Origin of the sequence: Planctomyces sp. SH-PL14 (assembly GCF_001610835.1) — a bacterium.
Lineage (GTDB): Bacteria > Planctomycetota > Planctomycetia > Planctomycetales > Planctomycetaceae > Planctomyces_A.
The window spans coordinates 1,387,424-1,412,778 of record NZ_CP011270.1 but is presented as its reverse complement, the minus strand read 5'-3'; the positions used below and the strand labels follow the sequence as shown (position 1 = coordinate 1,412,778).

At 66.8% G+C, this 25,355-nt stretch carries 21 protein-coding genes; 15 read left to right on the top strand and 6 right to left on the bottom strand.

What is annotated here, in order from left to right:
- Positions 1–41 precede the first annotated feature (41 nt).
- From VT03_RS05560 to VT03_RS05550, 3 genes are all read left to right on the top strand, one after another.
- Entirely contained in the window at positions 42–1,343 is a 1,302-nt protein-coding gene (locus VT03_RS05560) for an O-acetylhomoserine aminocarboxypropyltransferase/cysteine synthase family protein (protein WP_075092072.1), read from the top strand.
- Between the two features lie 561 nt (positions 1,344–1,904).
- Positions 1,905–3,692: a sulfurtransferase gene (locus VT03_RS05555; protein WP_075092071.1), complete on the top strand. Its 1,788-nt coding sequence runs from the start codon at positions 1,905–1,907 to the stop codon at positions 3,690–3,692.
- A 100-nt stretch (positions 3,693–3,792) separates the two neighbouring features.
- Positions 3,793–5,154, top strand: a complete 1,362-nt coding sequence (locus VT03_RS05550) for a hypothetical protein (RefSeq protein ID WP_075092070.1) — start codon at positions 3,793–3,795, stop codon at positions 5,152–5,154.
- 6 nt (positions 5,155–5,160) lie between these two features.
- Here VT03_RS05550 and VT03_RS05545 read toward each other — a convergent pair whose 3' ends face one another.
- Both VT03_RS05545 and VT03_RS05540 read right to left on the bottom strand, forming a co-directional pair.
- Positions 5,161–6,522: a (Fe-S)-binding protein gene (locus tag VT03_RS05545; protein ID WP_231870604.1), complete on the bottom strand. Its 1,362-nt coding sequence runs from the start codon at positions 6,520–6,522 to the stop codon at positions 5,161–5,163.
- Positions 6,523–7,039: 517 nt separating this feature from the next.
- Positions 7,040–7,678 (bottom strand): TlpA family protein disulfide reductase, encoded by a 639-nt coding sequence (locus VT03_RS05540; RefSeq protein WP_075092069.1) that lies wholly within the window; start codon positions 7,676–7,678, stop codon positions 7,040–7,042.
- A 300-nt stretch (positions 7,679–7,978) separates the two neighbouring features.
- Between VT03_RS05540 and VT03_RS05535 the strand changes: the two genes are divergently transcribed.
- Positions 7,979–9,634, top strand: a complete 1,656-nt coding sequence (locus VT03_RS05535; protein WP_075092068.1) for an alkaline phosphatase — start codon at positions 7,979–7,981, stop codon at positions 9,632–9,634.
- A gap of 26 nt (positions 9,635–9,660) precedes the next feature.
- On the opposite strand, the gene VT03_RS05530 is transcribed toward VT03_RS05535, so the two are convergent.
- Positions 9,661–10,233, bottom strand: a complete 573-nt coding sequence (locus tag VT03_RS05530) for a hypothetical protein (protein ID WP_075092067.1) — start codon at positions 10,231–10,233, stop codon at positions 9,661–9,663.
- On the opposite strand from VT03_RS05530, the gene VT03_RS34955 reads away from it, so the two are divergent.
- The gene (locus tag VT03_RS34955; RefSeq protein ID WP_255378554.1) at positions 10,232–10,360 is read left to right on the top strand and encodes a hypothetical protein; all 129 of its coding nucleotides are present in this window, start codon (positions 10,232–10,234) and stop codon (positions 10,358–10,360) included. The genes VT03_RS05530 and VT03_RS34955 overlap by 2 nt on opposite strands.
- Before the next feature lie 87 nt (positions 10,361–10,447).
- Here the strand turns inward: VT03_RS34955 and VT03_RS05525 are convergent, their stop codons facing one another.
- Complete coding sequence (locus VT03_RS05525) at positions 10,448–11,794, bottom strand: Gfo/Idh/MocA family protein (protein WP_075092066.1); 1,347 nt, start codon at positions 11,792–11,794, stop codon at positions 10,448–10,450.
- Between the two features lie 38 nt (positions 11,795–11,832).
- A complete protein-coding gene (locus VT03_RS05520) occupies positions 11,833–12,801 on the bottom strand; it encodes an Ldh family oxidoreductase (protein WP_075092065.1) in 969 nt (322 codons plus the stop codon).
- Between the two features lie 670 nt (positions 12,802–13,471).
- Between VT03_RS05520 and VT03_RS05515 the strand changes: the two genes are divergently transcribed.
- The 3 genes from VT03_RS05515 to VT03_RS05505 all read left to right on the top strand — a co-directional run bounded on the left by VT03_RS05515 (position 13,472) and on the right by VT03_RS05505 (position 16,947).
- Positions 13,472–13,930 (top strand): hypothetical protein, encoded by a 459-nt coding sequence (locus VT03_RS05515; RefSeq protein WP_075092064.1) that lies wholly within the window; start codon positions 13,472–13,474, stop codon positions 13,928–13,930.
- Between the two features lie 504 nt (positions 13,931–14,434).
- The gene (locus tag VT03_RS05510; RefSeq protein WP_075092063.1) at positions 14,435–14,749 is read left to right on the top strand and encodes a hypothetical protein; all 315 of its coding nucleotides are present in this window, start codon (positions 14,435–14,437) and stop codon (positions 14,747–14,749) included.
- A gap of 122 nt (positions 14,750–14,871) precedes the next feature.
- Positions 14,872–16,947, top strand: a complete 2,076-nt coding sequence (locus VT03_RS05505) for a hypothetical protein (RefSeq protein ID WP_075092062.1) — start codon at positions 14,872–14,874, stop codon at positions 16,945–16,947.
- Positions 16,948–17,356: 409 nt separating this feature from the next.
- Here VT03_RS05505 and VT03_RS05500 read toward each other — a convergent pair whose 3' ends face one another.
- Positions 17,357–17,797, bottom strand: coding sequence for a hypothetical protein (locus VT03_RS05500; protein ID WP_197489206.1), 441 nt, complete (start codon positions 17,795–17,797; stop codon positions 17,357–17,359).
- Positions 17,798–18,173: 376 nt separating this feature from the next.
- Here VT03_RS05500 and VT03_RS05495 point away from each other — a divergent pair, with 376 nt between their 5' ends.
- The 7 genes from VT03_RS05495 (at position 18,174) to VT03_RS05465 (ending at position 25,253) form a co-directional block, all read left to right on the top strand.
- The gene (locus VT03_RS05495) at positions 18,174–18,440 is read left to right on the top strand and encodes a GlsB/YeaQ/YmgE family stress response membrane protein (RefSeq protein WP_075092060.1); all 267 of its coding nucleotides are present in this window, start codon (positions 18,174–18,176) and stop codon (positions 18,438–18,440) included.
- Positions 18,441–18,614: 174 nt separating this feature from the next.
- The gene (locus VT03_RS05490) at positions 18,615–18,953 is read left to right on the top strand and encodes a hypothetical protein (RefSeq protein ID WP_075092059.1); all 339 of its coding nucleotides are present in this window, start codon (positions 18,615–18,617) and stop codon (positions 18,951–18,953) included.
- Positions 18,954–19,224: 271 nt separating this feature from the next.
- Positions 19,225–22,770, top strand: a complete 3,546-nt coding sequence (locus tag VT03_RS05485; protein ID WP_075092058.1) for a hypothetical protein — start codon at positions 19,225–19,227, stop codon at positions 22,768–22,770.
- 143 nt (positions 22,771–22,913) lie between these two features.
- Positions 22,914–23,477, top strand: coding sequence for a NuoI/complex I 23 kDa subunit family protein (locus VT03_RS05480; protein ID WP_075092057.1), 564 nt, complete (start codon positions 22,914–22,916; stop codon positions 23,475–23,477).
- A gap of 31 nt (positions 23,478–23,508) precedes the next feature.
- Positions 23,509–23,958 carry a DUF2203 domain-containing protein gene (locus VT03_RS05475; protein WP_075092056.1) on the top strand — a complete coding sequence of 150 codons (450 nt, stop codon included), beginning with the start codon at positions 23,509–23,511 and terminating at the stop codon, positions 23,956–23,958.
- A gap of 98 nt (positions 23,959–24,056) precedes the next feature.
- Positions 24,057–24,647, top strand: coding sequence for an NADH-quinone oxidoreductase subunit A (locus VT03_RS05470; protein WP_075092055.1), 591 nt, complete (start codon positions 24,057–24,059; stop codon positions 24,645–24,647).
- Positions 24,648–24,722: 75 nt separating this feature from the next.
- Entirely contained in the window at positions 24,723–25,253 is a 531-nt protein-coding gene (locus VT03_RS05465) for an NADH-quinone oxidoreductase subunit C (protein ID WP_075092054.1), read from the top strand.
- The last annotated feature ends 102 nt before the right edge of the window (positions 25,254–25,355 follow it).

The following is a 25,355-nucleotide window of genomic DNA, read 5'->3' as shown; positions in this document are numbered from 1 at the left end:
ATTTCTCTCACGTTCTTTTCGCCAGTCGAGCCGAGTCAGCTATGGACCAATCAGCTTTGAAGCCGGGGACGCTCTGTCTGCATGGGGGGCAGGTGCCCGATCCCGCCACCAACTCGCGGGCCGTGCCGATCTACCAGACGACTTCGTACGTCTTCAACAGCGCCGACCACGCGGCGAATCTGTTCGCGCTGAAAGAGTTCGGGAACATCTACACCCGGCTCATGAACCCCACGACCGACGTCCTCGAGAAGCGGGTCGCGCTGCTCGAAGGGGGGAGCGGGGCGCTGGCGGTCGCGTCCGGACAGGCGGCGGAGTCGCTGGCGATCCTCAACATCGCCCAGGCGGGCCAGAACATCGTTTCGTCCGCCAGCCTCTACGGCGGGACCTACAACCTGTTCCACTACACGTTCCCCAAGATGGGGATCGGCTGTCAGTTCGTCGATCAGTCGGACCCGGAGAACATCCGGAAGGCGATCAACGACAAGACCCGCTGCATCTTCCTGGAGACGATCGGCAACCCCCGCTGCGACATTCCGGACTTCGAGGCAATCAGCTCGATCGCCAAGGAAGCCGGGATCCCGGTGATCGTGGACAATACGACCGCTTCGCCGTACCTCTGCCAGCCGTTCAAGCACGGGGCGGACGTCGTCGTTCACTCCTGCACGAAGTTCCTCGGCGGCCACGGGACGTCGATTGGCGGGGCGATCATCGAGAAGGGGGACTTCCCCTGGAACAACGGCAAGTTCCCGGAGCTGACGGAGCCCGATCCGAGTTACCACGGGATGAAGTTCTTCGAGACCTTCGGCGGGATGAAGCTGGCCTACATCCTCAAGGTCCGGACGCAGCTGCTTCGCGACCTCGGTCCGGCGATCAGCCCGTTCAACGCCTTCCAGATTCTCCAGGGGATCGAGACGCTGCACCTGCGGATGCCGCGGCACTGCGAGAACGCTCTCGCCGTCGCCAACTTCCTCGGCAGCCACCCCAAGGTCTCCTGGGTCAACTACGCCGGACTGGAATCGCACCCGTCGTACAAGCTCGGCAAGAAGTACCTCCCCAAGGGGTGCGGTTCGGTCTTCGGCTTCGGGATCAAAGGGGCGACGCCGACGCAGCAGCGGGACAACGGCATCAAGCTCATCAACAGCGTGAAGCTCTTCTCGCACCTGGCGAACATAGGCGACAGCAAGTCGCTGATCATTCACCCCAACAGCACGACGCACCAGCAGCTCACCGCCGAAGAGCAGAAGGCGACCGGTGTGACGCCGGACTTTGTGCGGCTGTCGATCGGGACCGAGGACATCGAAGACATCCTCGCCGACCTCAAGCAGGCGCTCGAGCAGGTGTGACGATCTCGTTCCTGGGAGATGAGCTTGCGGGCTGGGAAGCCGAGTTCAAGCGGGTCTTCGCGTCATGCGGGGTCCCGCTTTTTTTGTTGACTGGGCCACGGAGGGCACGGAGGAAGAGAAGCGGGCCACAGATGAACACAGATCGACACAGATAAAGGCCAAAAGCCGGGGTCCAGGGGGCGCCCCTGGTTGGGGATGCAAGGGGGCAACGCCCTCTTGCCCGCCGGAGGCCCTCTCGTCGAGAGACTTCTGAAGGAGTGGGTGTCCAATCGCGGACACTATGTCGTATGCCCCCTAACTAACCCGTGCGGATTCCAGGGCGAGCGGCGAGTCCTCAACGCCGGTCCCACAAAGCGGCATCCGTTGTGTCCCACGGTTCCGCGACGAAAATGCCTCCGGCGGCAAGGGGGTGCCCCCTTGACCCCGGCTGCCGTGGCACGTTGGGTTTGAGATATCGAGTCGTGCCGGCAAGGACAACGTTTGGCTCCGTCGCTAGGGCCGGGACTTCGATTTCGCCGCCCGCGGGCTCATCCTGCGGAGCGGGATGGCTACACTGGCTCCATGTCCGACGTCGTCAATATCGCCGCCTATCGCTTCGCGTCTCTCTGCGATCTCAAGCCCCTGCGCGAACGCCTGCTGACCTTCAGCAAGGAACAGGCCCTGAAAGGGACGATTCTGCTGAGCCCGGAAGGGATCAATCTCTTCGTGGCCGGCGAGCGGACCGCGGTCGATTCTCTGGTCGCGCTCCTCCGGGCGATCCCGGGTCTCGAAGACCTCGCTCCGAAATACAGCGAGAGCGAAGGTCAGCCGTTCCGGCGGATGCTCGTCCGGATCAAAAAGGAGATCATCGCCTTCGGTGTTCCGGGGATCGATCCGGCGCGGCGGACTTCGCCCAAGCTGCCGGCGAAGGAACTGAAGCAGTGGCTCGACGAAGGCCGCCCTGTCACGCTGCTCGACACGCGGAACGACTACGAGGTGAAGCTCGGAACGTTTACGAACGCCGTCACGCTCGGTCTCGACCACTTCCGGAATTTTCCGAAGGCGGTCGACTCGCTCCCTCCCGACTGGAAGGAGCGGCCGATCGTCATGTTCTGCACGGGCGGCATCCGCTGTGAGAAGGCGGGGCCGTACATGGAACAGGCGGGGTTCCAGCAGATCTATCAGCTCGACGGCGGGATCCTGAAGTACTTCGAGGAAGTCGGCGGGGATCACTATCAGGGAGAGTGTTTTGTCTTCGACCAGCGGGTCGGCGTCGATCCGGCCCTCTCGGAGACCGACAACACGCAGTGCTTCGAGTGCCTGACCCCGCTCACGGCCGAGGACCAGGCCGACCCGCGGTACGTCCCCGGCACGTCGTGCCCGTACTGCTTCCTGACGACCGAAGAGCAGATGACCCGGCGGATTGCCGAGCGGCAGGCGGCGATTGTTGCGATCGCCGTCCATCCTCCGGGAAGCGTCCCGTACGAGAATGTCCGGCCCTTCAACATTCCGCTCGACCAGGACGGGCGGACGCTGCTGGAGGCGCTGACGGCGACGTTCGACCATGTTCCGACGGAGAACTGGGCGGCGGTCTTTGCGGAGGGGCGGTTTGTCGACGCCGGCGGACAACCGGTCCATCCTGACCGAATCGTCCGGGCGGGGGACCGGTATGAGCAGCGGATGCCGGCGACCGTCGAGCCGCCGGTCTCCCTCGACATCCGGATCCTGCATGAGGACGAAGCGATCGTTGTCGTCGACAAGCCCGCGCCGCTGCCGGTCCATCCCTGCGGCCGGTTCCACCGCCACACGCTGCAGAATGTTCTGAACGACGTCTACGCGCCGCAGAAGGTCCGCCCCGTCCACCGGCTCGACGCCAACACCACCGGCGTTCTGGTTCTGGCTCGCAGCCGGCATTTCGCCAGCCGGATCCAGCCTCAGTTCGAAGACGGTCGCGTCGAGAAGCGATACCTCGCCCGGGTCGAGGGACATCCTTCGCAGGACCGGTTCGCCTGCGATGCCCCGATCAGCGCGGAGGCGGGAGAGTTCGGAGGACGGACGGTCGACGAAGGGGGCCTGCCGGCCCGGACGGAGTTCGAGGTTCTCGAACGGTTTGCCGACGGCACATCGCTCGTCAGCGTTCGCCCGCTGACGGGCCGGACGAACCAGATCCGGATCCACCTATGGCACCTCGGGCACTCGATCGTCGGGGAACAGAGCTATCTCCCCGGCCGCCGGCTCGGCGAAGTTCAGACTCGCGGGATCGACGATGCCCCGCTGTGCCTGCACGCCAGCGAGATCGCCTTCGTCCATCCCCTCACCCGCGAGCTGGTCACGTTCCGCGCGGCGAGTCCGGCCTGGGCCGTCCAGTAGAGCTCGCTTCCCTTTCCGGCTTGAGTGTGGCATATCTGGATGCTGAGCGGATCCGGTCGGTCTCTGTTGCGCCGCAGGCACTCTCTCTGGAATCTCGACCATGCTTACTTCGTGGGGCCGGCCATCGATTCTGGGCTGTCTCGTATTCCTGGCCCTGCTGTGGGGGCTGTACGGGGCGGGCCGGGCGTATGCAGACGACAAGCCCCCTGCGGCACCCGGTGGCGACGCCGGAAAGCGGAGGGGGGAGGGGGAGGCCGCCGTCGACCGGCTGCTGGCGAAGCTCAAGGAACAGAACGCGGGGCAGGAGCTCTTCAAAGACCCTTGGTGCCGGACGCTCAAGGAGATCGTCGACCTGGGCCCGGACGCCGTTCCCGGTCTGGTCCGCGAACTCGACGCGACCCACGACAACCTGATGCTCCGCAGCCTCGGCTTCACGCTGCGGGCGATCGGCGACAAGCGGGCGGTTCCGGCCCTGATCCGGGCCGTCCCGAAAACGCTCCTGCCGCCGGGGTCCGATATGGGGCTCGAGGCAACCGACCCGGAACTGGTCGCGTTCGCCCAGAAGTACGACCTCGATAAGGAGCATCGGGGGAAGGAGTACGGCTTCGGGCGGCCGGTCCGGGAGATCTGCGGCGCCCTGGAGGTGCTGACGGGGCAGGACCTTGGAAAGGATGATCTGATCCATGTCATGCTGGAAGGCTCCCCCTCACAGCAGCAGCTCCGGCGGCGGCTCTATCGACGAGTCACCGATCAATGGGCCGAGTGGTGGAATCAGAACGGCAAGGGGCTGGTGGGAGACAAGCACTTCGCCGCCGTCCGGCTTCCTCCGTCCGAGGACGAGGAGGACATCCCGCCCCCCTCGCCCGACAGCCGGTTCAAGACGGACGCAGCCGGGGGCCACCGGGGATGGTTCCTGGAATCGGTGGAGAGCCCCAAGGCGGAGTACGTGTTTTATGACTTCGATATCGGCCGTGTCGGTCCGCTGCCGCCAAAGTGGAGGAACCTCGAGCGAGAAGAGATCGCCAAGCGCCAGGACGAGATCGCCTTCTGGGCCGTTCGGGAAGGGTTCGACCTGATGGGAACGGAGTACGAGACCCAGGGTGGCGAGAAAGTCTATGCCCTGCGCTCACTGGGGATGCATGTCTGGGAGCTGGCGCCGGAGCGGTGGAAGACCGCCTTCAATGATGAGACGCTCAAGGAGCTGCAGGAGCAGGGGCGTCCGGTCGGCAAGTTTCTTCTGCACCAGACCGGCAAAGGAGAGGAGGTCGCGCCGCGGGAGCGGGGGACGTTCCTGTTCATCACCCGCCACGGCACGCCCGGGATCCTCTACGTCGGTGTCGAGATCTTGGACGACACGCAGAAGCCCGGCGGCATCATCATGGGGGACACGGAGCTGGACGCCATCGGGTTCCGGAAAGGGCGCCGATTCGCGTACGACCCCCTGATGCCGATCGAGCCATGACCGGCATCAAGGCGTCGCGGAGTAGCTCCGGTCGAGGAGCTCCATTGGATGGAGGACTTCGACCGCCGCATTGTGTTTCCGCAGCGTCGAGATGAGCTGCAGCGTGCAGCCGGCGTTTCCGCTCACGACCGCCTGGGCCCCGGTGGCGAGGATGTTGCGGATCTTCCGCTCGCCGAGCCGGTCCGCCATCTCCCCTTCGGTCAGGTTGTAGCTCCCCGCCGCGCCGCAGCAGATGTCCGACTCCGCCAGCGGGACAAGCGTGAGTCCCGGGATCATCTCCAGGAGCTGCCGCGGCTGGGCCCGGATCTTCTGGGCGTGCGCGAGGTGGCAGGCGTCGTGGTAGGTCGCGGTGAGCTTCACTTCACCGGTCGGCTTTACTGGGCCGAGAGCGGCCAGGAACTCCGAGACGTCCTTCACTTTGTGGGAGAACGCATCGAGCCGCGTGTGGAGATCTTCGCGGCCCGGCGACAACTCCTCCGCCATGTGACCGTAGTCCTTCAGCATCGCCCCGCAGCCGGCGACGTTGACGATCACGGCGTCGACGTCCTTCGGGAACGCCTCGGCGTTGGCCTCGGCCATGTGCAGTGCGGGAGTCCCGGCGCCGCTGTGGTAGTGGATCGCTCCGCAGCAGCCCTGCGTCTTGGGGATGACGACGTCGCATCCGTTCCGCTGCAGGACCCGGGCGGTCGCCCAGTGGACGTGGTGGAACATCGCGTCGGCGACGCAGCCGGTGAAGAGGGCCACCCGCGCGCGGCGGGGGCCGATCGCGGGGAGGAGATCCGGGAGCTGCGGGCCGCGGGGCTGAAGCGGCGGGAGCAGGTTCTGCATCCGCTGCAGCTTTTGAGGGAGGAGCCGCGTGATGCCCAGACGGTCGGCGAGGCGGTCGAGGCCGAGCTGCTGCATGAGCCGCGCGGGGAAAAGCGCCAGCCGCAGCCGGTCGGCGTAGGGGAACATGCCGTACAGGATGAACCGTTCGAACCAGCCGACTCCCTGGCCGCCGGCCCGCTCCAGGTTCTGCATGTTGACCCGGAACGGCTCGATCAGCCGCCCGTATTGGACTCCGGACGGGCAGGCGGTCTCGCAGCTTCGGCAGTCGAGGCAGAGCTCCAGGTGCCGGGAGACTTTTTCGGTCAGGTCGAGGCGGCCGTCGGTCACGGCCCGCATGAGGTAGATGCGGCCGCGGGGGCTGTCGTTCTCGTTGCCGGTTTCGAGGTAGGTCGGGCAGGCGGCGGTGCAGAGTCCGCAGTGGACGCAGTCGAGGAACTTCTCGTAGTCGATCCCTTCGCCGGGGTTTCCGGGGGTGGGCGACTTGGCCGCCGGAGGCGATTTGAGGACGGGGAGTTCCGGCAGCGGAGCGACGGCGGTCACGGCGGTGGGGCGTCCGTTGAGCAGGGCGGGAAAGCCGGAACGGCGTCGTGCCGCTCCCTTCGGACAAAATCCCACACTCTGGTTCGCAAGACAACCCCGCGACGCGATGGGGGCGATCCCGGTCGATGTTCTTGCCGGCCCGGCTCGATAGCTCAAACCCAACGTGCGACGGCAGCCGGGGTCAAGGGGGTCACCCCTTGCCGCCGGAGGCGCTTCTGAGAGGAACCGTGGGACACAACGGGCGTCCGCTTTGTGGAACCGGCGTTGAGGACTCACCGCTCGCTCTGTACTCCCCATGTGTTGGTGAGGGGGCATACGGCACGGTGTCCGCTATTGGACACGTGCTCTTTCAGACATCTCTCGACGGCCAAGCCTCCGGCGGGCAAAGGGGCATTGCCCCTCTGCACTCCCCACCAGGGTGCCCCTGGACCCGGATCAAGACTGTCCCGAAATGGAGCGAGGCCGGGCGCACTACGCCCGGCCTCGTCTCCGCTTCATTCGCTCTCAGCCTCTGGCACTACTCCGCCAGCGCCTTGTTCACGACCGGCAGAATGTCCTTGGCATAGGTGAACTCGTCCGGATTCTTCGGATCCGGGAACATCGCAATCCGCTCCCCCGCCTTGTTGTAAACCATCACCACCGGCACCGAACTGACACCGATCTGCTTCGCAAAGTCCTCGCTGTTCACGCTCAGCAGAACATTGTCGAAGGTCGCCCCGAACTTCTGAAGCTGCTCCAGCACCGGCCCCTTCACCTCGTCCAGCGGGGCGATGTTGTCCCCCTCGTAGTCCGCCGACACGGAAATGCACGCGATCTTGTCGCCATGCTTCTTGTGGAGCTGCACCAGGTTCGGAAACTCCTTCACGCACGGCGGACAGTACGTCGCCCAGAAGTCGACGACGACGACCGTCCCCTTCTTGGAGGCGATCAGCTTCTCCGTCCCCGGCCAGTCCAGAACCTTCACGCTCACATTCGACGGCGCTTCCGTCGAGACCGGCTCCGTCTGCTCGGGCAGTGGTGGCATCTCCTCCTGAGCCGTCTTCCGCTCGGTCTTGGCGACCGGTCCCGAGCCGCTCGCGGCCGGAGGATTCGACTCCCCACATCCCTGACACAGGACCAGCGACAGGCACGCCGCGGCACAGACTCGCATGACCATATTGGCAGCTCCTTCCCAGTATCACACGTAAGCACGAAGCGTAGCTTTCGGGGCTGGGTGGGGAAAGCGCGGTCCTGTGGAGCAGGGGAGCGTCCGTTGCACCCCCGCCCCTCCGTTCGCAAGCTCGCCGAGAATCGATCAAGGCCGCCGAGCGGTTGCATCGCGGAATGGGGCAGTTCACCATAAAGCCTCCTCCCGGACGCGACGGCCTCGATCCCGGCAGCCCGTCCCCCTTCCCATGCCTCCCTCGCCCGCCTCGCTCCTCCGCACACCCGCGGGGCAAGCAAAGGACTCATCTCCATGTTCCGCAATCTCGTTCTGTCCGGCCTGGCGCTCTTCGCCGGAGCGGCGACATCCTTCGCCGGCGACTACTGGTTCGACCTCCAGACGCAGGCGGTCGAAAAGGGGGCGGCGGACTTCGGTCACTGGGGGAACGACAGGAAGAACTACACCGCCTGGGCGACCCACTCCAACCGCCTGATCCCCGTGTACGCCTTCGGCACCCGCGGCTCGGCGGCGGGCGTCGACCTGGAGACCTATACCGGCGCGCACAGCCCCTACCGGGACGAGAGCGCGATCCGCCGTCTCTACGGCTACCTCCCGCCGCGGACCCTCAATCCCGAGGCGGACTACATGGACCAGACGAACCTCTTCGACATCCAGAAGGCGGCCCTGGACGCGGGGAAGAAGCACGTCTTCCTCATCATCTTCGACGGGATGGACTGGCAGACGACGCGGGCCGCCGCGATCGCCAGGACGGGCGCGGTCAAGTACGAGTCGGGCCGCGGGACCGGCCTCCACTTTCAGGACTACCAGGCGGGCGGAAACACGCAGTTCGCCATGATGGTCACCAGCCCCCACAACAACGGGACCGACGTCGACGTCGACACCCAGACGGTCAAGAACCCCGGCGGCACCCTTCGGGGCGGCTACTGCGCCGAGCGGGGAGGAAAGTTCTGCTGGGACAGCCCGACCGACATCGACTACCTCATCTCCGGCCCGAAGCTGGGCTCCGACCTCCACGCCTATACCGACTCGTCCTGCTCGGCCAGCAACATGACGACGGGGATCAAGTCCTATAACAACGCCGTGAACGTCGACCCGACCGGGCAGCCGCTGCGGACGATCGCCATGATCGCCCAGGACCGCGGCATGGGAGCCGGCGCGGTGACGAGCGTGCCGATCAGCCACGCCACTCCCGCTGCCGCCATGGCCCACAACGTCCACCGGGACGACTACCAGGACATCACCCGGGACCTGATCGGCCTCCCGTCGATCAGTCATCCGGAGAAGCCGCTTAATGGGCTCGACGTCCTGATCGGGACCGGATGGGGGGCGACCCGCAAGGAGGACAGCGGCGGAGGGAAGAACTTCGTTCCGGGGAACGCCTACCTGACGGACAAGGACATGGCCGCGGCCGATGTCCGCAACGGCGGGCGATACGTCGTCGCCGAGCGGACCGAGGGAGTCGCCGGTTCACGAGGGCTGGCCGCCGCCGCCGAGAGTGCGCGGGAAGGGCACCACCGCCTGCTGGGCTTCTACGGCGTCGCCTCGACGATGCACCTCCCGTTCGCGACCGCCAACGGGGACTACACCCCGGCGGTCGGCCGGAAGAAGAAGAACCCGGAGGAGTACACCAAGGGGGACCTCGTCGAGAACCCGACGCTGACCGACATGACGAAAGCGGCCATCAGCGTCCTCTCGGCCAATCCGAAGGGCTTCTGGCTGATGATCGAAGCGGGGGACGTCGACTGGGCGAACCACGACAACAACATCGACAGCTCGATCGGCGCGGTCTTCTCCGGTGACGCGGCGGTCAAGGCGGCGACCGATTGGGTCGAGAAGAACAGCAACTGGAACGAGTCGCTGGTGATCGTCACCGCCGACCATGGCCACTACCTGTTCCTCGACAACCCGGCGCTGCTGATCAAGCCGGCGATGACGGCGAAGCGGTAGTCCCTCGATTGGAGATCGATCGAGCGTCAGTCGAGGCTCTGTCGTCCGGCCGACTCGCCCTGCGACGGTGGGGCAGGTCGCCGGACGACCGGTTGTTCAGTCGCTGGCGCGACCGGCACCACGGAGGTCGACACCTCTCCCGTGGCGAAATCAAAGTCGACTCCGATCGCTTCGAATTGGGGCCCGGGGCGGGAAACGGTCTCGATCGTGAGGTCGACGGGGGCGTAGTCCGCCGGCGGCGGCTCGACGACGCGGACGTCTCCGATTTCGTCCAGCGGAATCCAGACGACCGGAACCGTGAAGGCGGCGACGCCCGTGTTGCGGAACAGCCGGCTGATGTACGGGATCCGGTTGAGCTGCCGGTTGATACCGCCGAGACCGGCCCGCTGTTCCACGGTGCAGTTGATCAGGGCCACACCCTCGGGACTCGACTTCAGGACGGTGCCGACCCGCTGGGTGCGATACTGCCGCTCGGTGACGAGGCCGAACTCATTCCACGTCTTCGTCAGCTCGACGCGGGCTCCCTCGGGGAGCGTGGCCGCCTGCTCCGGCGAGCAGGCGCGGGTGACCTGCGGACCGCTGCCGGAGGCGAGTGACATGCAGCCGCTCATTCCGATCGAAGCGATCGCGATCCAGAGTCGAGTCATCTCGGGCCTCGTCCTGCTCCGTCGCCCGGAAATGGCCGGCAGCGCGGAGCGGGCGAGACCTTACCTCGAAACGCAGTAGGACGAAGAGACGACGCCTGAGCGGACAGGCTCTGACGGCCGCTCCCGACGGAAAACGGCCGTTCTTCGGCGAAAGCTGCCGCGCCGCTCAGGTGAGCGACCACCCCTTGCGGTACTCGCGGCCGAGGTACTGCTCCGCCTCAGGAGCGTTCGGGATCCGCATTCCCTTGGCGTCCCACTCGATCTTCTTCCCCGCCCGGTAGGCGACGTTGCCGAGGTGGTTCGCCTCCGTGAGCGGGCCGCTGTAGCCGAAGTGGCACGTTGTCGGTGCGCCGGTCTTGCAGGCATGGATCCACTCGGCGTAGTGGCCGATCGACGGGGGAATCCGGTCCTTGATCTCGGGGAGCGCCGGCAGGTCCTTCCCTGCGAGCGGGAGGAGGAGGTTCTTTCCGTAGTCGGAGAGGAGCATCCCCTTATCCCCCACGAACAGGACACCGCTGTCCCACTGCGGGATCTCCTTCTTCTCCCACCGCTCGGGCTTCATCGCCCCTTGATACCACGTCAGCGTCAGCGGTCCGCGGCTTCCGCGGGCGGCGTACTCGTACACCGCTTTCATTGAGGCCGGGGCCAGCTCCGAATGCGGCGGCGGGCCGGAGGCTTCGATCGTCTTCGGCGCGTCGAGATCGAGCGCCCAGAACGGCAGGTCGATCCAGTGGCTTCCGAGGTCGGACATCGTCCCGTTCGCGAAATCCCACCAGCGGTACCACTTGGGGCCGGGGAAGTAGACCGAGTTGAAGGGGCGGGACGGAGCGGGGCCGAGCCACAGGTCCCAGTCGAGTTCCGCCGGGATCGGCGACGTCTCGGTCGGCCGATCCATGACCCACACGATGTCGTGGTTCTTCCTGGCGTCCTCTTCCGACTGCCGGCCCCAGGCCCGCCCGACCCAGACGTGGCACTCTTTCACGGAACCGATCGTCCCGGCCCGGATCAGCTCGACGACGCGGCGGTAGTTGTCCGTGGCGTGGATCTGCGTCCCCATCTGGGTCGCGACCCCGGCGGTTTTGGCCGTCTCCGTGATGAGCCGGGCCTCCTTCACGTTGTGGGTCAGCGGCTTTTCGCAGTAGACGTGCTTCTTGCGCTTGAGAGCCGGAAGCGTCGCGAAGGCGTGCGTGTGCTCCGGCGTGCTGACCACGACCGCGTCGAAGTCGTTGTCGCCGAGCGCGTCGTACAGCTTGCGGAAGTCGGTGAACTTCCGGGCGCTCGGATGCTTTTCCCCCGCGGCTCCCAGGGCGTTCGCGTTCACGTCGCAGAGGGCGACGATCGACTCCCCGCCGACGCCCTGGAGGTTCGCCCCCCCTCGCCCGCCGCAGGCGATCACGGCGATCCGGAGTTTTTCATTGGGAGACTGAGACCGGCCGACGGAGGGCCAGAGGGCGGCTCCGGTCAGAGCGGCAGAGGTAGCAAGAAAACGGCGGCGGGACTGACGATGCACCACAAAGAACCTCGTGTGAGGGGACTTGGATGCATCGGAGTCTACCAATCGATAGCGATCTTTTTCTCCTCCGCCCGGCGGCGAAGTTCGGCGACCGTCTCGGGAGCGAGCGGAATCGTCTCCTGCCACTGCCGGGCCCGTTCGGCTTCTCGCTCACCGGGGAGGCGGACCCGATCGATGCCGGGGGCGGGGGGAAGCGACTTCAGCTCCGCCGTCGTCATCCCGACTTCCCGCTCGAACCGCATCATGTCCGCAAAGTGGTTGGGATCGATGAGGTAGAGGAAGTGCTGGGAACCGTCCGCCGAGGCGGTGCGGGTCTTGTGGAGCGGCATCCGGCCCGCGGAGAGGGGCCCGGCCAGGACCGACATGACGAACGAGAGTCCGAACCCGAGCATGTTCCCTTCGGGATCCTCGTCGATCAGCTCGCAGGTCGTTCCCTCGGTGACGACCGGACCGTGCTTGGTGGGGATCGCCCAGGAGAGCGGGTGGCTGGCGGTTCCCGGTTCCTGGCAGCCGCAGGGGGCGACGGTTGCGCCGCCGGTGCTGGTTGTGCAGAAAGCGATGAACCCTTCGGCCACGGCGAGCCGGGTGTAGAGGCTGGGGGCCCCGATCGCCTGGCTGTTGCTGACGGCGACGGTGGCGGTGCCGATCTGGCGGGCTTTTGCGGCGGCGACCTGGACCGCTTTGGTCATGGCGACCTGTCCCAGGGCGCGGCTGCCGTCCAGGACGGCGATGGCGGGCGTTTCCTGGAGCGTGAGGACGCGGGCGCGGGGGTCGACATCTCCGGCCGCCATGCAGTCGAGAGTGCCGGGAAGGGTTGCGATTCCCGCCTGCGGCAGTCCGAACTGGTCCGCTTCGATCATCCGCTGGGCGACGGTCCCGGCGTCGAACTCGAAGACGCTGCGGGCCACGAGGAGCCGGACGGCCAGGTCGCGGACTCCCTGAACGGGAACGGCGACGTGCTCCGGGGGGGGAGCGGCGGCGGTGCACGAAGGGGAGAGAAGGCTCATGGTGGACTCGGTGTCGCGTGGCGGGCGAGGCCGGGGTGAGGAACACGCGGTCGGAATCGATCCACGGGAATCATGTCCGCTCCCGGGGGGAGTGGAGTCGTGTTTCGGTCCTTGCGGGACCGATTCCCGAAATGTTGCGTCGCCCCGCGTGCCGCAGCGGAATTATCGGCAAGGGGGTGTTCTGTGGACAAGGGGGGAACGGGTTCGGATTGCCGTACGGCGGGCCGGCTCGAACCAAGTTCCTGCCGGCGCGGCTCTCATAGCTCAAACCCGACGTGCCACGGCAGCCGGGGTCAAGGGGGTCACCCCTTGCCGCCGGAGGCGCTTCCATGAGGAACCGCGGTAAGCAACGGACGTCCGCCTTGTGGGACCAGCGTTGAGGACTCCCTCACACCTCACCGCTTGCTTTGCAATCCCCGCGGGTTGGTGAGGGGGGGCATACGGCACGTGGTCGGCGCTTGGACAAGTGCTCCTTCAGAATGAGCCGTACGAGACGGGCCTCCGGCGGGCAAAGGGCCAAAAAAACAACTCAGGCCCCTCTGCATCCCCCACCAGGGTGCCCCTGGACCCGGTCGGCCGGTGAGACACCTTGGACGCCCGACGATTCCACGTCCTGAGACTCGCGCCGGACGACTGGCCAACCCACCAAACCAGTCGCGACAATCACCCCATGCACGTCCGCTGCGCCTGTCCTGCCTGCGAGCAGCCCGTTCTCGACCATCTCCCCTCCGAAGGGGGAGAGCTGCGCTGCGCGCAGTGCGGCTGGCAACGTCCCGTCCCGAAGGAACTCATCGTCGACGACGCTCCCGTGCGATGCCTCGTGTGCGACAGCCCCGACCTCTGGCGACAGAAGGACTTCCCACAGAGCGTGGGAGTCCTTTGCGTGGCCGCCGGAGCGATCCTCAGCAGCATCGCGTGGTACTACCACGAGCCGGTCTGGGCACTCGGAATTCTGATGGCCTTTGCCGCGGCCGACATGGTTCTCTTTGTCGTCATGCCGGACGTCCTCGTCTGCTACCGCTGCCGCGCGCGACATGGCGGCGTGAAGCTGACGCACGAGCATGAGACGTACGACCACGAGACCGGCGAACGCTACCGCCAGGAAGCGATCCGGATGCGGCAGCCATAGAACGCCCGCCGGCGAACGATCTCGTTAAGGGCCCACCGCTTCTCTAACCGGATTCTTACTGCGCAAACGGTGAAGCGCGTGGCGTCGTGTTGAACGCCAGTCGATCAAACGCTTTCGGGCGTGGATCCGGACAGCAAACAGGACCTTCAAACCTCCGTTAGCAGGTCCGGCGAGAAAATCGACCGTTCTGCTTATCGCTGCTCAAGAAACCGTCGCTGAATGCCAGCCGATCTTTCGCGAATCGCCGAACCGGAATGCGACTTGCAATCGGAGTCTGCCAACTCGATTGACCAGCGAAGCCGACTTCCCGACCGGTCAGGAGAACGTCTTGACGTTGCTCCTGGCGGATCGAGGCGCCCGGCTTCGCTGTTTTTGGGCCGTTGGCTCATCCCGCTTCCGTAGGTCTGTGCGCGAGCGCGGCAATCATCGGACATTCTGCTGCAGACTTATCAGGGGGGAATCCAATGAAGCGGTCCATGTGGGCTGTGCTCGTCGCTGCCGCCGTTGCAGTCGCCGGGACGGCCCAATCACAAGATCGTCCGGGACGTGGAGGGGGTGAAGGTGGAGGCCGCGGGAACGCCGGCCCAGGGCCGGGCGGAGGAGGCAACATTCCGTCTCCGCCTCGAGGCGGAGGAGCACCAGCGGCTCCGTCCGCGCCGCGTGGCGGGGGCGCGCCCGCCGCGCCATCGGTTCCGCGAGGGGGAGCGGCTCCGTCCGTCCCCTCCGTTCCGCGTGGCGGGGGGGCTCCATCGGCCCCGACACCGCCGCCTCGCGCCGGAGGCGATGCTCCCCGGGCAGGAGGCGCACCGCCGAGCGTGACGCCCCCGCGGGCGCCTCGTGGTGACAGCACCCCCAACGTGACGCCGCCCCGCGCCCCCCGTGGTGACAGCACGCCGAACGTGACTCCGCCCCGCCCCCCCCGTGGCGACAGCACGCCGAACGTGACTCCGCCCCGCGCCCCCCGTGGCGACAGCACGCCGAACGTCACTCCGCCGCGGACACCGCGACCGGACAATGTTCCGGGAGCCACTCCCCCGCGCAATCCGTCGACCGACGCGCCGCGCGGACAGCGCCCGCTCGACCCGAATCTGAACACGCCCCGCACTCCGGGACGCGACAACGCGCCGGGTGCCGGCGGACAGTCGATCGAGACTCGCAAGCCGATCGTTCCGGATGCCGGTCGCGACACGCCGGGGAACCGGATGGACGAGGCACCGCGCCCCGGCCGAGCGGCTGATCGGGCGCGAGACGCCGCCGGTCGCGCGGCCGATCCGAACCGCCCGGGGTCGATTCCCGACCGGGCTCGCGACGCCGCCGATCGCGCCACCGATCCCACCCGTCCCGGCTCCGTTCCGGACCGGGCACGGGACGCCGCCGACCGGGCCCGCGATGCTGCCGGTCGGGCGACCGACCCGAACCGTCCCGGCTCCATTCCGGACCGGGCGCGAGATGCCGCGGATCGAGCCCGCGATGCCGCTGATCGGGCAACCGATCCGAACCGTCCGGGAGCGATTCCGGACCGCGCTCGCGACGCCGCCGATCGGGCGCGGGACACCACGGGACGGGCCCGCGATGCCGCCAATCAGGCCCGCGACGCCGCCCGGGGAAACCTGGACAACGTTCCGCCGGGACTGACCCGTCCCCGCGATCCGGGTGACACGGCGAACCGCCCCGTGCGGCAGGTCCAGATCGACCCGCAGCGGCTGCAGAACGACGCCACCGTCGGTGCGGCGATGCGCGACCTCGGCAATGTCCGGAGCGAGGCGCAGCTTCAGCAGGCGTTCTCCCGGCTGGGGAACGTCGATGGAAATGCGCGACTCCAGGCGCTTCCGCTCGATCGCGTCTCCGGACGGTTCCAGCTCCGCGCCCGCAATAATGACTTCGCACCGCTGGCCCAGACGCGCTTTGGACAGCGGCTCAACCTCGGCCGGCAGTTCAGCCTCGCGACGCAGGGGGATATCGCCCGGCAGTTGCAGCTGAACAACACGCTCGTGACCGGCGGGGGATGGCGGAACCGCTTCGTCGGACCGATCTTCCCCGGCTACACGCAGTCGGCGTTCAGCGCCTGGTACCCCGGTCCGACGTGGTACCCCTCCTACGCCTGGGCGCCGCAGTGGAGCCCGTGGGTCGCGTGGTCGTTCTGGAACAACGTGCTGCCGATCTACGATCCGCGGCCGTTCGCCGTCCGGCCGTACTACTACGATCAGGCTCCGCTCGTGACGGTCTACGACAGCTACCCGGTCTGGCAGGACCTTCCGGTCGTCGCCTCCGGGACGTGGGTGGATGTTCCGGCGGTTCCGGTTTCGACCGGCTCGGACCTCCAGCTCCTGGCGGTCCGGTTCGTCGATCCTGGACACCCGGATGAACACCTGGGACCGCGGTATCGCGTCTGGCTGCGGAACAACGCCGACGCCGACGTCCGCGATCCGATCGACGTGACCCTGTTCGCTTCGGCGAACGAGAAGCTGTCCGATCAGGTCGTGCAGGCGGGGGTCCATGTTCCGGAAGTCCCGGCGAACGACACGATCGCCGTCGACATCCGGCTTCCCGAAGAAGCCAACCAGCTCGTCACCAACGACCAGCAGGACCGTGTTCCGTTCGAGTTCCTCCACGCCGTTGTCGACAGCCGCAACGCGCTGAAGGAAGCGAGCGAAGAGAACAACGGGACGATCCTGGCCCGCGGCGAGATCTACCAGGTCGACCCGGCGGCGTTCTCCACGAACGTCACCGCGGCCGCTCCGGGGTCGGTCATCTCGCTGGCCGGTGAAGGCTTCGGCCCCGAGCCGGGCGAAGTGATGGTCGTGGTCGATGGCAAGGAACACCCGGCGGAAATCCGCGGGTGGTACGACCTGGGGATTCAGCTCACCGTTCCCGACGTCGACGTGAACTCGGCCCTGAACGCCGAAGTCCTCGTCGTCCGCGGCGACGGTGCGGCGAGCAATCCGGTTCCCCTCGAGATCGCGCCGGAGAACTCGATCGGGACGCTCTCGGAAGCCCCGATCCCGACGCAGCGGTAACCCGCGCGTTGTGATTGTGGCCGACTGCGACAGGCGGGAGATCGACGAGGTCTCCCGCCTGCTTTTTTGCGCCTGCCCAGAGGCGGAAGAGGATTGAAACACAGAGACACAGAGGACACTGAGAGGGAAGCAGACGGTCGTGGAGCGTTGTCAGGGCGAGGGAGGGGAGCCACAGATAAACACAGATGGACGCAGATAAAGCCGCGATGCGACTCCCACGGCCCGGTGCTCTCTCGGCCTTTTAACTCTCTGTGTCCTCTGCGCCTCCGTGTTTCAAAATTCAAAGGCTTAGGAAACCGAGGACTCGGCGGCGAGGCTTCGATATCCGCGTTCCCCCTATTATCTGTGTCCATCCGTGTTCATCTGTGGCCCCTCTTCCTCCTCCCTGTCTCTGTGGTTCCCGAGGTCATCAGTGGCGTAGCCATTCGCCGACGATCTCCCGGACCTCTTCCGTTTCGAGCGTCTCGTGGGCCAGGAGATGATCGGCAAGAGCCGCGACGGCGGACCAGTTCGGCTCGGAATCGAGGAGCCGGTGCAGCCGAAGCGTGATCGTTTCCAACAGCTCCAGCCGCTTTCGCTCGTCTGGGGCCAGCGTCGCCGCGAGTTCCCAGGCGAGCCGCCAGTCGGCGGCCCACTCGGCCACGAAGCCCGGGTGATAGGCGTCGCCGGTGTAGAGCATCTCGGCGACGGGACCCGCCAGGATCACCTGGATCGCCTTCTCGTAATACTCCCGCTCGGACATCCGCGAGCGCCGCCAGAGGACCTGGGTGTCGCCGTGCCGCTCCGGCCCGTCGTCCCGGTCCGGATCGATCGTCACGGAACGGACCTTGGCCCCGAGGTACGTCGCCATGAAGGCGTGTCCGGATTCGTGGTAGGCAGTTTCTTCCAAGGCACGACCGGGTTGATGAGGCGACGCCGCGCGGCGCGACGGGGGACCGAACGGAGGGCCCGGACGATACCGGACGCCGGTGCACGGAGAAACCTGATCGACGGGCGATCAGCCTGGGATGGCATCTTCGGACTTTCCGCTTTGCATCACTTCGGTGGTTGTTCCGGGTAACTCCACCGCGAGTTGGCAACCAATGATTTCCTTTGGATTTACGACGCCGGCACCGGCTTGGGAGTCGACTGGAAGTCCGCAGTTCGGCACGGGACCTGCTTTCTGCCCACGTCACGCGAAGACGGTCCTTCGCGAATCTCTTCAGTCCTCAACGGGTGCAGCGGCAATGAACACGATCATGGCAGTCATCGGCTGGATTTTCTTCGGACTCATCGCGGGGGCCCTCGGTCGGCTCCTCGTTCCCGGTCGTCAGGCAATCGGTCTCGGCTCGACGATCGCCCTGGGGATCGCCGGCTCGTTCGCCGGTGGATTCGTGCACTACCTGATCCGCGGGGGAGATCCCCTTCAGCCGTCGGGGATGCTGATGTCCATCGCCGGGGCAGTCGTTGTGCTGCTGATCGCCCTTTCGATGGGAAGCCGGCAGCGGATCTGAGGTCCGAGGCCTGCGACTCCAAACTCTGAATGGCGGATTGAGCTCACGTCGAGTGACGGAGCCGCGAACGAGGCGAGACGTCCGATCTCCTCCTCCGCGACCCCTCACTCCGCGTGAGCTTCCGTTTTCTCCCCCCCCCCCCTTCCCTCCCGCCCCGACCCGAAGGAGGTTCTCGTGGTCGACACTCGCAAATCGTACGTGGCCCCTGCGGCCGATGAGACCGTCGTGCAGGAGCGACGAAGCCCGCAGGTCGATCCGCAGCCGGTCATGATCGCCGGGGCGCTGGTCCCGATCGGTGTCTCCGCCGCAGCCGCCGTGACCTCGATCTTTTCCGCCTCGGAACGTGTCGCCATCACGGCATGGGTTTGCTCCGCCATCATCGGCACGGCCGCGGTCATCAGCGCCGGGGCAATCCTCAGAGGTCGTCGCCCACGCCGGACGAGGGAAAAGACCCAGGAGCGAACGGTCGAGGGAGACCGGAAAACCGCCTCCCGGTCGACGTCGCTCCAGTGAGCGTCCCGTTCTCGCGGAGTGACCGACCGCGGCGGGCTGCCCGCCTCCGCCGCGGACTCGCGTTGCAATTGCCGCTGACGAGACAAACAATGGCCATGTGAACACCTCTCCGAGAAACGGCCCGGAAAGTCCGCTCGCGCACGGCTCGCTGTTGAGCGGTGACGCCGACCGCTTCGGTTCGATTTCACCTGATCCGGCACCGTTCCGGCTTCCTCTCGACGGGATTCGCCTAAGGATTCGACGATCTGCCGCGGCGCGGGGACTGGCGATTGTGATCGCCGTTCTTGCGACAGAACTGGCGGTGTGGGTCCTGCTGGACCGGACGGCCCATCTGAATTCGTCCGCCCTGCGGGGCGCGGCGCTGCTGGCGATAATCGCTTCCACGGTCTGGCTCGTCTGGTGGAACGTCTCTCGGCCCTGGAGGTCGGACCTCAGCGACGTCGATCTGGCGCTGCTGCTGGAGCGGAACTCCGATTCGCTCTCGGGCGATCTGGCCAGCGCCGTGCAGTTCACGCAGGCGGGTGCTCGTCCCCTGACGCCGCTGGAGCGGGAGCTTGTTGCGCAGACGGTCGAGCACTTCCCGAGTTCGGCGGGGGACGGCCTCGTCAACGGGCGGGCGATCCGGTCGAGCTGGCTGTGGGCCGCTGCGGCCTGCGCTCTCCTCGCCGGCCTGACCCTCTGGAATCCGGGGGATGTGGGCCTGGCCCTGTCCCGGCTTGCAACGCCGTGGCGGTCGATCGAGTGGCCGCGGCGGTTCACCCTCGAGTTCCGCGACGCCGGCTTCGGGCCGATCGACCCCGCCGCGGCGTGGCGGGTCGCCAAGGGCGAAACGCTCACGGTCTACGTCACGGAACGGAACCGCCGGCTGCCGGAACGGCTGATCTCGAAGATCGAGTTTCCCGACGGTTCGGTCACCGAAACGCTCCTCCCCCAGTCGGACCTGCGGGACGACGCGGGACAGGCCCAGACGGTGGGGGTCGTCAGCCTCCTCCCGCAGTCGGGCCCGCTCCGGATCCAGGTGAGCGGGGGGGACGACGACCGGCTCCCTCCGCTGGTCGTCGATGTCGCCACGCCCCCCGCCGTCGAGTCGTTCCAGATCACCGTCACTCCGCCCCCCTATTCCGGTCTCAAGCCCGAGACAACGACAAGCGGTGTCGGACATGTGCAGGGGCTCGTCGGGTCGCGAGTCGACCTGATCGCCGTCGCGAACGGACCGCTCGAGAAGGCGTCGCTCCATCTGGGACGTCAGCCGACGGCGCGGCTCGAGATGGAGCCCGACGGCCGGACGATCCGGGCCTCGTTCGAGATCACCGGGGCTGAACGGAGCTCCTACTGGCTGGAACTCGTCGACACCCAGGGGCTGCGGCATGCCGCGCCGCCGCGATACGAGATCCGCGGCGCCCTCGATCGTCCTCCCGCCGTCCTGATCCTCCAGCCGGAGACCGACCTCCGGGTCGTGCCGACCGCCCGCATTCCGGTCCGGATCGAAGCGACGGATGACCTCGGGCTCGCGGACGTCGACCTCGTCCTGAGCCCCGCCGACGGAACGACCGATCGCACGCTCCCCGGTCCCGCGGTCGCGGCCCTGGCTCGAACCGTTCAGTCGGATATCGAGGTCGACCTGGGGACGCTCCAGGCGAATCCGGGGGACGAATGGACCATCCGCGCCCAGGCCCGCGACCTTTACGAGGGGCCGGGGAAGGGGGCACACGTCGCCCGCAGCGCGCCGCGGCGGATCATAGTCGTCACGCCGGACGAGAAGCGGAACGAGCTCACCCGTCGGCGGGCGGGGGTGGCCGAGGCACTGCGGCAGACCCGATCCCTTCAGAAGGGGATCCGGGACCAAGTGCGGGATCTGGAGAGCCAGTGGAAGGGGACGGGGGCCCTGTCCGACGCGGACCGGGCCGAACTGGCCCGGTCCGCGATGGCCCAGGCCGAGGTCCGGAGCGGACTGACGGATCCGCGGCGGGGCGCGCTCCAGCAACTGGGGGAAATCGTTCGCGATGGCGAGCAGAACGGGCTCGCTCCGGAACCGGGGACCGATCCCCTTCCGGCGCTGCGGGAGGAGATCGAGCGTCTCGACGGGAGCGCGGCCGCGGCGGTCGAGGCGAACCTTGGGCAGTTGCAGCGCGAGGCCGAAAACTCCGCCCCGAGCTCCGGCGCGATGACCGAACGGTTCGAGAAGATCGGGACGGAGCAGGACCGGATTGTTTCTACGCTCGACGGCCTGCTCCGCCGGATCGGCGAATGGGGAGCCCAGGAGGACCTGCGTTCCAAGGTCGCGGGAGCGGCCGACGCCCAGCAGAAACTCCTCGACGACACGCGGCAACTCGCCGGCCAGACTCTCTCCCGCTCCGTCGACGAGCTGTCGGCCCAGGACCGGGCGACGCTCGAGCGGCTCGCCAACCGGCAGGCGCGGCTGGCGGATGACGTCCGGGCTCTCGACTCCGCGATCAAGGCGTCGCAGACCTCGGAAAAGGATCCTCCCTCGGGACCGGAGGCTTCCGGAGCGAGCGGCGACCGGCGGGATGCCGCAGGGGGAGAGCAATCGGCCGCTGGAGAAAAGAAAACCGACGTTGCCGGCGCGGCGGGAAAGATGCAACAGATCGCCTCGCTCCTTCAAGCCAACCGCGTGCAGCGGGCCGGCGAGCTTCAGGAGGAGGTCGTCGAGACGCTCCGGAAATGGAACGAGCGGCTTGCCGGGACGGAGTCCGCCTCCGGGGAGAATCTGAGCAAAGCCCTGGCGCAGAGCCGCGAGGAAGCGGCGGGACTGCGGTCGGAACAGGACGAGCTTCGCAAACAGGCGGAAGAGGCTTCCGCCAAGGGATCGCCCGCCGAACGGGAGGAAACGCTCCAGCGATTGAGCAAGCGTCAGGCGGAGCTGCAGGACCGGACCGAGGAACTGGCCCGCCGGCTTCAGAAACGGAACCAGTCGCAGCCGGCCGCTTCGGCGCAGCGGAGCGCGGATCGGATGCAGGGGGCCGCCGACGCGCTCGACAAGCAGGACTCCGGAGAGGCGAGCCAGCAGCAGCGGGAAGCGCTCGACGACCTGCTCCAGACGGAGCGGGAGCTCGCCCGGCAGGAGGCGCGGGCCCGGCTTCAGGAGGCGGCGGACCGCTTGAAGAACCTGGCCGCCCGGGTTGAGGCGCTGGCGGTCCGGCAGGAGGGGGTTCGCGACGAGACGGCCAAGCTCCACGAACAGCAGTCGGCAGAGGGACGCCTCTCCCGAACGGAACTGCGGACGCTGCAGCGGATCCGCGAGTCACAGAAGGAACTGGGCAACGAGGTCCAGCAGATGGTTCCAGACGTGGCCGGCCAGACGGTGCTGGAAATGGCGTTTCAGGAGGCTGTCTCAGGGATTGCCGATATCGGCTCGCGGCTCGAGCAGCGGACGGTCGACGCCGAGACGCAGCGGCGGCAGACGCAGATCGCGGGCCGGCTCCGGGCCGTGGCGAAGGCGTTCGCTCCCTCGGAGCCAGATGTCGCCTCGAATTCCCCGGGGGGAGCGAAGCCGGGCGGAGAGTCGCCGGAGGAGTCGGGGGACCGGCTCGTTCTGATTGCCGAACTGAAACTGCTGAAGTCGATGCAGGAACAGCTCCTCGAAACGACGACCGAGCTCCTTCAGCGAAAGAACGCCGGCGGCCCCGAGGCGCAGATCGCGGCTGAGGAGCTCCGGCAGCTCGTCCGGCAGCAGAACGAGCTGGCGCGGCTGGCGGCAGACCTGATTCAACGCGGACAAGGTAGGGCGGGCGGGGCGGCCCCCTTCGATGCGGAGCCCGAGGAAAAAGCCCCGAAGGCGGCTCCGGCCGGGAACTGACGACGAACCGCCGCTGCTCGAAAGTGTCTCACAATCGGGAGTTCGAGCCGGCTTGGTTGCGACGACCTGCCCCCCACCTATAATCGGAATTGGACTGCGTAAAGGGTTGGCTTGGCCTGAGTTCGACTTCGCGCGAGGACGGCATGAGCGGATTTGGTGAGTGGCTCCGCAACATCTATGTGGCCGTGACGACCGTCCTGGAAGGACTGTGGGTCACGCTCGGGACGATGTTCGCGACGTACCGGCGGAAGACGTTCGCTGAGATCTACGAGTACCCGGAGACGCCGGTCCCCGTGAAGGCTCGATACCGCGGGTTCCACCGCTTTGACCTCACGACCTGCATCGGTTGTGAGAAGTGCGCCGCGGCCTGTCCGGTGGACTGCATCTACATCGACAAGGTCAAGAGCCCCGTCGGCAAGGGCTTCCGCATCGACGGGTTCACGATCGACTACACCAAGTGCATGTTTTGCGCGCTCTGCGTCGAACCATGCCCGGTGGACTGCATCTTCATGGGCTCCAACCACGACCTGAGCTGTTTCAGCCGCGACGGGTGTATCGTGGACTATGCCAAGGTCCCGCTGGAAGTGGCGTGGGGGCAGGCGACTCTCAATCCCACGGCCGTTGCGGAATCAAAGGTGCTCCACCAGCCGGTCTGGGTCAAAGGGGAAGCCTCTCCGTACGAGTTCGCCGCCCCGGAAGATCATTAGCTGGAAACACGGTGCCGATTTCGAGAGTCCCATGACTGCCACGCCTCCACCTCCCAACGCTGCCCGAAAGTTTTTCACTGTCGCTCAGGCGAACAGCACCCTCCCGCTCGTGAAGGCGGTCGTGGCGGACATTGTCACCCTCTCCCAGGACGTGAAAGACCGGCAGGATCGGCTCCGGGAAATCCGCGGTCGCCGCGGCGCGGGCCGCAAGACGAGCGACGCCTACTCCGAAGAAGTCCAGCAGATGGAGGACGAGCTGGAGGCAGACGTCGAACGCATCCGGGGCTTCGTCGAGGAACTCCGCCGGATCGGGGTCGAGCTCAAGGATCCGCTGATGGGCCTCGTCGACTTCCGGTCGATGATGGATGGCCGCGAGGTGTACCTCTGCTGGCGGCACGGCGAGAACGAAGTGGAATTCTGGCACGAACTGGACGCCGGCTACTCGGGCCGGCACAGCCTCCTGGAGCGGGCGGAACATTGATCCGCCTCGATGATCAGCACGTAAGGCGGGATCAGCACGTGACGCGGGGCCTGTCCCCGGAACCGACCAGCCTCAGGTCCTAAAAGCACGACGCGCTCATGACAGACCTCAATATCCACTTCCTGCTGTCGATCCTGGCCGGCTCGACGCTCGTGCTTCTGCCGCTCCTGATCGGCTACTTCGTCCGGCCCAGCCTGCCGACCGAAGAAAAGGACGCTCCCTACGAGTGCGGCGAGCCGGCGATCGGCTCCAGCTACATCCAGTTCGACGTCCGGTTCTACGTCGTCGCCCTGCTGTTCATCATCTTCGACGTCGAAGTCGCCTTCTTCTTCCCCTGGGCCCTGATCTTCGGCGGAGCGACGCAGCTCGCCGACACCTCGCTCCCGCCCGTCGTCCGCTCGAACCTGACGGACCGGCTCCTCGACCTCCCCCCCGGCACGACGACCGCCGACACCGTGATCTCCGCCGTGGACGCCCACACGATCGCCAAGCTCGGCTTCCTGGACATCGCCGTCTTCTTCGGGGTCCTGGTCCTCGGCTTCGCCTACGTCTGGAAGCGGGGCGACCTCGACTGGGTGCGGGCCATGGTCGAACAGGCCCGTCAGAACGCAGCTCGCGCCCGGCCGACGATGCCGATCCCGGCCCTTGAGCAGAAGCCCGCGGCGGCGGCCGCCACCACCGCGTCGTAGCGTCTCCTCTTCGCCGGCCCGCCGGCTGCCGTCGAACTCGGAAAGCGGCCCCCCTCGCACTCTGGCTCCAGCCCCATGACGATTCAGCAGATCTTCGAGCGGCTCACCAACACCTTCGGGTCGGAGCGCATCGTCACGGTCCACGAGGCGGCCAAGGATCCGTGGATCGAAGTCGCCCCGTCGGCGATCCATGAAGTCGGCCTCTTCCTGCGGGACGACCCGCAGCTTCAGCTCGACCACCTGTGCGACCTGACCGGCGTCGACTATCTCGAGCCGGACGCCAAGCTCGCCAAGAACTTTCCGTACACTCCGCACCTCGAGGTTGTCTACCACCTCTACAGCTACAACCAGAAGCACTCCTGCGTCATCAAGGTGAAGCTGCCGCGGTGGAAGGGGGACCAGACGGGACAGCTCCCGGAAGTCTCGACCGTCTCGGACATCTGGCCGATCGCCAACTGGCACGAGCGGGAAGCCTATGACCTGATGGGGATCCGCTTCGTCGGCCATCCCAACCTCGTCCGCATCCTGTGCGTGGAGGACTGGGAGGGGCATCCCCTGCGGAAAGACTACGTGTTCCCGAAGGAATACCACGGGATGAGGGGTTAGGACCGGGACATTTGTTCCGAACCACGGTGATGCAGAAGTATCAGGTGCCAGGTATCCAGTATCAGTCAGAGGTTGGATCCGGCCCGTTTTGATACTTGAAAC

Bases quoted from the DNA above. Each gene is read 5' to 3' on its own strand.
- VT03_RS05560 (WP_075092072.1), top strand. From the start codon at position 42: ATGGACCAATCAGCTTTGAAGCCGGGGACGCTCTGTCTGCATGGGGGG.
- VT03_RS05555 (WP_075092071.1), top strand. From the start codon at position 1,905: ATGTCCGACGTCGTCAATATCGCCGCCTATCGCTTCGCGTCTCTCTGC.
- VT03_RS05550 (WP_075092070.1), top strand. From the start codon at position 3,793: ATGCTTACTTCGTGGGGCCGGCCATCGATTCTGGGCTGTCTCGTATTC.
- VT03_RS05540 (WP_075092069.1), bottom strand. From the start codon at position 7,678: ATGGTCATGCGAGTCTGTGCCGCGGCGTGCCTGTCGCTGGTCCTGTGT.
- VT03_RS05535 (WP_075092068.1), top strand. From the start codon at position 7,979: ATGTTCCGCAATCTCGTTCTGTCCGGCCTGGCGCTCTTCGCCGGAGCG.
- VT03_RS34955 (WP_255378554.1), top strand. From the start codon at position 10,232: ATGCAGCCGCTCATTCCGATCGAAGCGATCGCGATCCAGAGTCGAGTC.
- VT03_RS05530 (WP_075092067.1), bottom strand. From the start codon at position 10,233: ATGTCACTCGCCTCCGGCAGCGGTCCGCAGGTCACCCGCGCCTGCTCG.
- VT03_RS05520 (WP_075092065.1), bottom strand. From the start codon at position 12,801: ATGAGCCTTCTCTCCCCTTCGTGCACCGCCGCCGCTCCCCCCCCGGAG.
- VT03_RS05515 (WP_075092064.1), top strand. From the start codon at position 13,472: ATGCACGTCCGCTGCGCCTGTCCTGCCTGCGAGCAGCCCGTTCTCGAC.
- VT03_RS05500 (WP_197489206.1), bottom strand. From the start codon at position 17,797: ATGGCGACGTACCTCGGGGCCAAGGTCCGTTCCGTGACGATCGATCCG.
- VT03_RS05495 (WP_075092060.1), top strand. From the start codon at position 18,174: ATGAACACGATCATGGCAGTCATCGGCTGGATTTTCTTCGGACTCATC.
- VT03_RS05480 (WP_075092057.1), top strand. From the start codon at position 22,914: ATGAGCGGATTTGGTGAGTGGCTCCGCAACATCTATGTGGCCGTGACG.
- VT03_RS05475 (WP_075092056.1), top strand. From the start codon at position 23,509: ATGACTGCCACGCCTCCACCTCCCAACGCTGCCCGAAAGTTTTTCACT.
- VT03_RS05470 (WP_075092055.1), top strand. From the start codon at position 24,057: ATGACAGACCTCAATATCCACTTCCTGCTGTCGATCCTGGCCGGCTCG.
- VT03_RS05465 (WP_075092054.1), top strand. From the start codon at position 24,723: ATGACGATTCAGCAGATCTTCGAGCGGCTCACCAACACCTTCGGGTCG.